Source organism: Sinomonas sp. G460-2 (assembly GCF_047759905.1).
In the GTDB taxonomy this organism is placed as follows: Bacteria; Actinomycetota; Actinomycetes; order Actinomycetales; family Micrococcaceae; genus Sinomonas.
Genome location: NZ_JBKZWT010000233.1, coordinates 1 through 5,775, shown reverse-complemented (window position 1 = coordinate 5,775; position 5,775 = coordinate 1). Strand labels below are relative to the sequence as shown.

General features: G+C 70.3%; 6 protein-coding genes. 4 read left to right on the top strand and 2 right to left on the bottom strand.

Features of this window, described 5'->3' with window-relative positions:
- Both ACLN58_RS16770 and ACLN58_RS16765 read right to left on the bottom strand, forming a co-directional pair.
- The coding region (locus ACLN58_RS16770; protein WP_415856391.1) for a hypothetical protein at window positions 1-659 on the bottom strand (659 nt) is incomplete at its 3' end.
- Between the two features lie 10 nt (window positions 660-669).
- Window positions 670-1,326, bottom strand: coding sequence for an alpha/beta hydrolase (locus ACLN58_RS16765; protein WP_415856390.1), 657 nt, complete (start codon window positions 1,324-1,326; stop codon window positions 670-672).
- A gap of 116 nt (window positions 1,327-1,442) precedes the next feature.
- On the opposite strand from ACLN58_RS16765, the gene ACLN58_RS16760 reads away from it, so the two are divergent.
- From ACLN58_RS16760 to ACLN58_RS16745, 4 genes are all read left to right on the top strand, one after another.
- Complete coding sequence (locus ACLN58_RS16760) at window positions 1,443-1,658, top strand: DUF6458 family protein (protein WP_415856389.1); 216 nt, start codon at window positions 1,443-1,445, stop codon at window positions 1,656-1,658.
- 217 nt (window positions 1,659-1,875) lie between these two features.
- Window positions 1,876-2,694 carry a DeoR/GlpR family DNA-binding transcription regulator gene (locus ACLN58_RS16755; RefSeq protein ID WP_415856392.1) on the top strand — a complete coding sequence of 273 codons (819 nt, stop codon included), beginning with the start codon at window positions 1,876-1,878 and terminating at the stop codon, window positions 2,692-2,694.
- Window positions 2,691-3,662, top strand: a complete 972-nt coding sequence (locus ACLN58_RS16750) for a 1-phosphofructokinase family hexose kinase (RefSeq protein ID WP_415856388.1) — start codon at window positions 2,691-2,693, stop codon at window positions 3,660-3,662. The genes ACLN58_RS16755 and ACLN58_RS16750 overlap by 4 nt, the downstream gene beginning before the upstream one ends.
- Before the next feature lie 2 nt (window positions 3,663-3,664).
- On the top strand, window positions 3,665-5,689 hold the full coding sequence (locus ACLN58_RS16745; protein ID WP_415856387.1) for a fructose-specific PTS transporter subunit EIIC: 2,025 nt from the start codon (window positions 3,665-3,667) through the stop codon (window positions 5,687-5,689).
- The last annotated feature ends 86 nt before the right edge of the window (window positions 5,690-5,775 follow it).

Here is a 5,775-nt window from a genome sequence, read left to right as displayed (position 1 = left end):
GCCCCACCGACCACGGCCCCCACGCCGAACGGGAGGGCGCGGCCGAGGAACGCGCCGGTCTGCTTGCGCAGGAGCCACCTGAGGAAACGATCCTGGACCTGGCGTTGCACGAGCCTCGCGGTGGGCCACGGCATGGAGCGGTTGATCGCCGCGCCCCAGGCGCGCTGCGGCGCGGCGCCATGCCCGAAGGCCTGGCCCGTGAACGCGCTCAGGAGCGCGGCGCCCTCCTCGTCGAGCATGATCGCCATGACCGTGGTCCGGGCGCGCTCGGGGTCCTCGAGGTGGACCCCGTGCAGTTCGGCGATCGACGCCGCGAAGACGGCCGTGGCCTCGAGGAACCCGACGGTCGCGACGGCGGAGAGCCCCAGCGACGTGACGGTCCCGACTCCCGGGACCGCGGCCGTCCCGCCGACGGCCGCACCCGCCCCCGCGACGGCGGCGAGATAGTCGCGCTCGAGCCGACGGCTCAGCTGATCCACCGTGAAGTCCGGGTGCTGCTTCCGCATGCGCCGGAGGTTGGCCATGACCAAGGGGCGCTGGACGTCGACGGCACGCAGGAGGGCTCGTTGGAGGCCCGGCCGGACCGTGCCGTCACGTTCGAACATCGCGCCGTGCGCGGTCCCGTGGGCGATCCGGAGGGCTGAGTTCTTCCTCGCCATGCTTTCCAGCCTAGCGGTGGTCCCCTTCGGAGTGCCGGGCGTTCAGCACGTAATGGCGCAGGAACACCTCCACATCGGCGAGCTCGGGCCGCCCGATCCGGTGCCCCATTCCCGGATAGGTCCGCGCGGTGAGCTGCACATGCTCGTCGAGCCATTCGGCCGAGTACGCGACGGCGTCGGGATTGATCACGGGGTCCTCGGCGTCGCGCCCCCAGAAGAACGCCGGGCGTTCCGGGAGGCTCTCGGTGAGAGACAGGATCTCGCTCTCGAGCACGAATCCGGAGAGGCCCACGGTCGCCGCGTAGGCCTCGGGCTTGAGCCGCAGGAGCGTGCTCGCGAGGGCCATGCCCTGCGAGAAGCCCACGAGCGAAACGCTCGCATGCGATCCGCGGACGGTGTTCACCCAGGCCTGCACCGCCGTCGTCGTCGCCATGACCTCGGCGAAGTCGTTCGCAAGGAAGTAGTCGAGGAGGAACCAGCCGCGGTCCCCACCTACGTCGAGCGGGCCGCGCGGCGCCGCAAGGGTGAATTCGGGCGGAAGGCCGTGCGTCGCGGCGAGGATGTTCTCGGGGCTGCTCCCGTAGCCGTGGAGCAGCACGAGGAGTGGCGTGCCCACACGCTCGGCGGCGGGGCGAGACCACACGACGTCGAGCTCACGCGCTGGCATGAGCCGAGCCTAACGCGAGGCCCAGCGAATCACTGTTTGGCGTCCTGAGAACCGGGTAGTAGCTGTGCGTCGACCGGGTGCGGCCCCGCACCCAGCCAACCAGTCAGGAGTGGATCATGCGAATTGGTTCATCGATCGTTCTTATCGCGCTAGGTGCCATCCTCGCGTTCGCCATTGCCCCCGGCCTCATTCCGTATGTCAACCAGACGATCATCGGCTACATCCTCATGGTCGTTGGTGGCATCGGCCTCATCGTGTCGATCATCATGGCGTCGACGGCGCGGAGGACAACGGTGGTGCGGCATCGGGATGGAGAGGTCGAGGAGTTGTGAGCCTGACTGTGTGAGCACAGGATCGCCCCTGTCATGGAACGTAGAGCCCGGCCGAGTGCCGGGCTCTACGTGTGTCCACCACAGTCAATCTGTGTTTATGTTGGAATCCGTTGACAAAGCCACATGAACGCAGCTAGAGTCAATCAAACCAAAGTTGTTGTGATGGACGCCACACCCCGAAGGGTGGGGAGCACGAGGACAAGGACATTCGATGCAGATGTTCGCCGAGGAGCGCCAGCGGCTCATCGCCGCGCGGGTCGCCGATGCCGGCAGGGTCAGCGTCACGGAGCTCGCAGAGCGTTTCGCCATCACCACGGAAACCGTGCGCCGAGACCTTGCGGCACTCGAGCAGTCCGGCGTCCTGCGCCGCGTCCACGGCGGCGCCGTCCCCACGGACAGCGTCTCGACCACGGAGACCACGCTCTCCGAGCGCCTCGTCCAGCATCTTCCCCAGAAGCTGCTCATCGCGGAGGCCGCAGCTGGGCTTCTCGAGGCGAGCCGGCCCGGCAGCATCCTCCTGGACGCGGGCAGCACCACCGAGGCGCTCGTCGACGTCATGCTCCAGCGCGCGTCGCACCGCCGCAACGACGCCCGGCAGAACAGCCGCCCCGAGCAGCTCGTCATCACGAACGCTCTCCCCATCGCGGACAAGCTCTCCGCGAGCCACGCCCACGCCGTCCACCTCCTGGGCGGGCGGATCCGCGGGCTCACGCGGGCCGCGGTCGGCGTGGAGACGGTCGACGCCGTCGAGCGCCTTCGCCCGGACCTCGCCGTCATCGGGACGAACGGAGTGCACGCGGCCTTCGGGCTCAGCACCCCGGACACCGAGGAGGCCGCGGTCAAGGCGGCGTTCGTGCGGGCGGCGCGACGCGTCGTCGTCCTCGCCGATGCGAGCAAGCTCGGCGTCGAGACCCTCGTCCAGTTCGCGCGGCTCGACCAGGTCGACGCGCTCGTCACGGACGCCGACCCCGAGGGCGACCTCGCCGCGGCGCTCGAGTCCGCAGGAGTCGAAGTAGTGAAGGCAGGCAACGCATGATCGTGACGCTCACGGCCAACCCGAGCCTCGACCGGACGGTCGAGCTCAGCGGCCCCCTGCAGCGCGGCGAGGTCCAGCGCGCCGTCGCCGTCCGGCAGGAATCCGGCGGCAAGGGAGTCAACGTGTCCCGGGCGCTCGTGGCCTCGGGTCTCGCGACGCTCGCCGTCCTCCCGGGCGACCCCGGCGACCCCGTGCTCGCGGGTCTCGAGTCCCGGGCCGTCCCGTTCGCGGCGCTGCCGATCGGGCAGTCGCTGCGCTCCAACGTGACGCTCACGGAGCCGGACGGCGTGACCACGAAGGTCAACGAGCCCGGTCCCGAGCTGACCAACGGGCAGCAGGAGGAGCTCCTCACGCTGCTCGTCAAGCAGTCGAGCGGGGCGTCGTGGGTGGTGCTCGCGGGGTCCCTCCCGCCGGGCGTCCCCGAGACGTTCTACTCGGCGGCGGCGGAGCGCCTGCGCACCGAGTTCGGGGGCGAGGCGCCCAAGATCGCGGTCGACTCCTCCGGCGCGCCGCTCGCGGCCTCGCTCGGCGGGCGCCCCGACCTCCTCAAGCCCAACGCGGACGAGCTCTCCGAGCTCGCCGCGCTCGTGGGCCTCCCCGACGCCGGCACCCCGGCCGAGTTGGAGGCCTCGCCAGAGCGGGCGGCCACCGCCGCACGCTCCCTCGTCGACGCGGGAGTGGGCGCGGTGCTCGCGACGCTCGGCGCGAAAGGTGCCGTTCTCGTAACGGCCGACGGCGCGTGGTTCGCCACGCATGCCCCCATCCGGGCCGTCAGCACCGTAGGTGCCGGCGACTCGTCCCTGGCCGGATATCTTCTGGCCGACACCATCGGAGCGGACGCCGAAGGCCGCCTCCGCCAGGCGGTCGCGCACGGCGCGGCAGCCGCTTCCCTGCCCGGATCAACCGTCCCGGCAGTCAACCAGACCGATCCCTCCGCCGTGACCGTCACGGCTCTCACGAAGGACTGACCATGACCGAACTCATCAGCCCGGAGCTTGTCCTGCTGGACGTCGCCCTCGGCGACGCTTCGGCCGACGTGATCCGGACGCTTGCCCAGACCGTGGCCGACGCTGGCCGCGCGACGGCAGCCGAAGGACTCTTCGCGGACGCCTACGCCCGGGAGCAGAAGACTGCGACCGGCGTCCCCGGCGGCATCGCCATTCCCCACTGCCGCTCCGAGGCGGTCACGGTGCCGTCCCTCGCGATGGCGCGGCTCTCCCGGCCCGTGGACTTCGGGGCCAAGGACGGCCCCGCGGACATCGTCTTCTTCATCGCGGCCCCCGCCGGCGCCGACCAGGAGCACCTCAAGCTCCTCGCGAAGCTCGCGCGCAGCCTCATCAAGAAGGACTTCACGGCGGCCCTCCGCGCCGCCGCGACCCGCGACGACATTGTGGCACTCGTGAACGAGGCACTCGGCCTCGGCGCAGCGGCTGCACCGGCAGCCGCAGCTGCCCCGGCGCCAGCGGCAGCGCCCGCACGTCCGCATCACAAGCTCGTCGTCGCTGTCACCGCGTGCCCGACCGGCATCGCACACACCTACATGGCCGCCGACTCCCTCGTGGCAGCCGGCAAGGAGCACGGCATCGACGTCCTCGTCGAGACGCAGGGCTCCGCTGGCTCGACGCCGCTACCGCAAACCGTCATCGACAGCGCGGATGCCGTCGTGTTTGCCGTTGACGTCGACGTCCGCGACAAGGACCGCTTCGCCGGCAAGGGCTATGTGCAGTCGCCGGTGAAGCGCGCCATCGACGAGCCCATCGTGATGATCAACGAGGCGCTCGCGATCGCGGCCGACCCGAACGGGCGCCGGCTCGTCGCGACGGGCGGCGCCCGCTCGTCGCAGGCACCCGAGGGCCGAGAGTCAGTGGGTGGCAAGCTCAAGCGGGCCCTCCTGACCGGTGTCAGCTACATGATCCCGTTCGTCGCCGCGGGCGGTCTCCTCATCGCTCTCGGCTTCCTGCTCGGCGGCTATGACATCACGAAGTACGCCGACACGATCGCCGTCAAGAACAACCTGCTCAACCTGCCCACCGAGTTTGGTCCGCAGGCGTGGGGCCCCCTAGGGGCCTACCTCGGCGCGGTGCTGTTCAAGATCGGTGCGCTCTCGATCGGTTTCCTCGTCCCTGCCCTCGCGGGCTACATCGGCTACGCGATTGCCGACCGACCTGGCATCGCCCCCGGCTTCACGGCGGGCGCCGTCGCCGGGTTCATGGGCGCTGGCTTCCTCGGCGGTATCGTAGGCGGCCTTCTGGCTGGTTACGTGGCGCACTGGCTCGGAACCCTCGCGGCTCCGCGCTGGCTCCGTGGCCTCATGCCGGTCGCGATCATCCCGCTCCTCGCGTCGATCGTGGCTTCTGGCCTCATGTTCCTCGTGCTCGGCGGTCCGATCGCGTTCGTTACTAAGGCGCTCAACGACGGGCTCTCGGGCATGTCCGGCGCTGCGGCGGTCGTCCTGGGAATCGTCCTCGGCCTCATGATGTGCTTCGACCTCGGCGGACCGGTCAACAAGGTCGCGTACTCGTTCGCCGTGGCCGGCCTCGGTTCCGCCTCGGCGACCAACGCCGCGCCGTACCACGTCATGGCCGCCGTCATGGCTGCGGGCATGGTCCCGCCGCTCGCGATGGCGCTCGCCACTGTGCTCGACCACAAGCGGTTCAACGCGGCGGAGCACGAGAACGGCAAGGCCGCGTGGCTCCTCGGCGCCTCGTTCATCTCTGAGGGCGCGATCCCGTTCGCCGCCGCGGATCCGTTCCGCGTCATCCCGGCCTCGATGATCGGCGGCGCCGTGACGGGCGCCCTGAGCATGGGCTTCGGCGCCGGATCCAAGGCCCCGCACGGAGGCATCTTCGTCTTCTTCGCGATCGACAACTTCGTCCTGTGGGTCGTCTCGATCGCGGTGGGAGTCGTGGTGACGGCTCTGGCCACCATCGGCCTCAAGCGCTACGTTGGGCGGAAGGCCCCCGCGGCCGTGGAAGCCCAGCCTGTAGCCGCCTAGCGGAGAAAGTTCGAGGTCGAACATGCAGCAGTTTCACGGTGTTGGTGTGACGCCGGGGCGTGTGGTGGGGCCGGTGCGGCAGATGC

Bases quoted from the DNA above. Each gene is read 5' to 3' on its own strand.
- ACLN58_RS16765 (WP_415856390.1), bottom strand. From the start codon at position 1,326: ATGCCAGCGCGTGAGCTCGACGTCGTGTGGTCTCGCCCCGCCGCCGAG.
- ACLN58_RS16760 (WP_415856389.1), top strand. From the start codon at position 1,443: ATGCGAATTGGTTCATCGATCGTTCTTATCGCGCTAGGTGCCATCCTC.
- ACLN58_RS16755 (WP_415856392.1), top strand. From the start codon at position 1,876: ATGTTCGCCGAGGAGCGCCAGCGGCTCATCGCCGCGCGGGTCGCCGAT.
- ACLN58_RS16750 (WP_415856388.1), top strand. From the start codon at position 2,691: ATGATCGTGACGCTCACGGCCAACCCGAGCCTCGACCGGACGGTCGAG.
- ACLN58_RS16745 (WP_415856387.1), top strand. From the start codon at position 3,665: ATGACCGAACTCATCAGCCCGGAGCTTGTCCTGCTGGACGTCGCCCTC.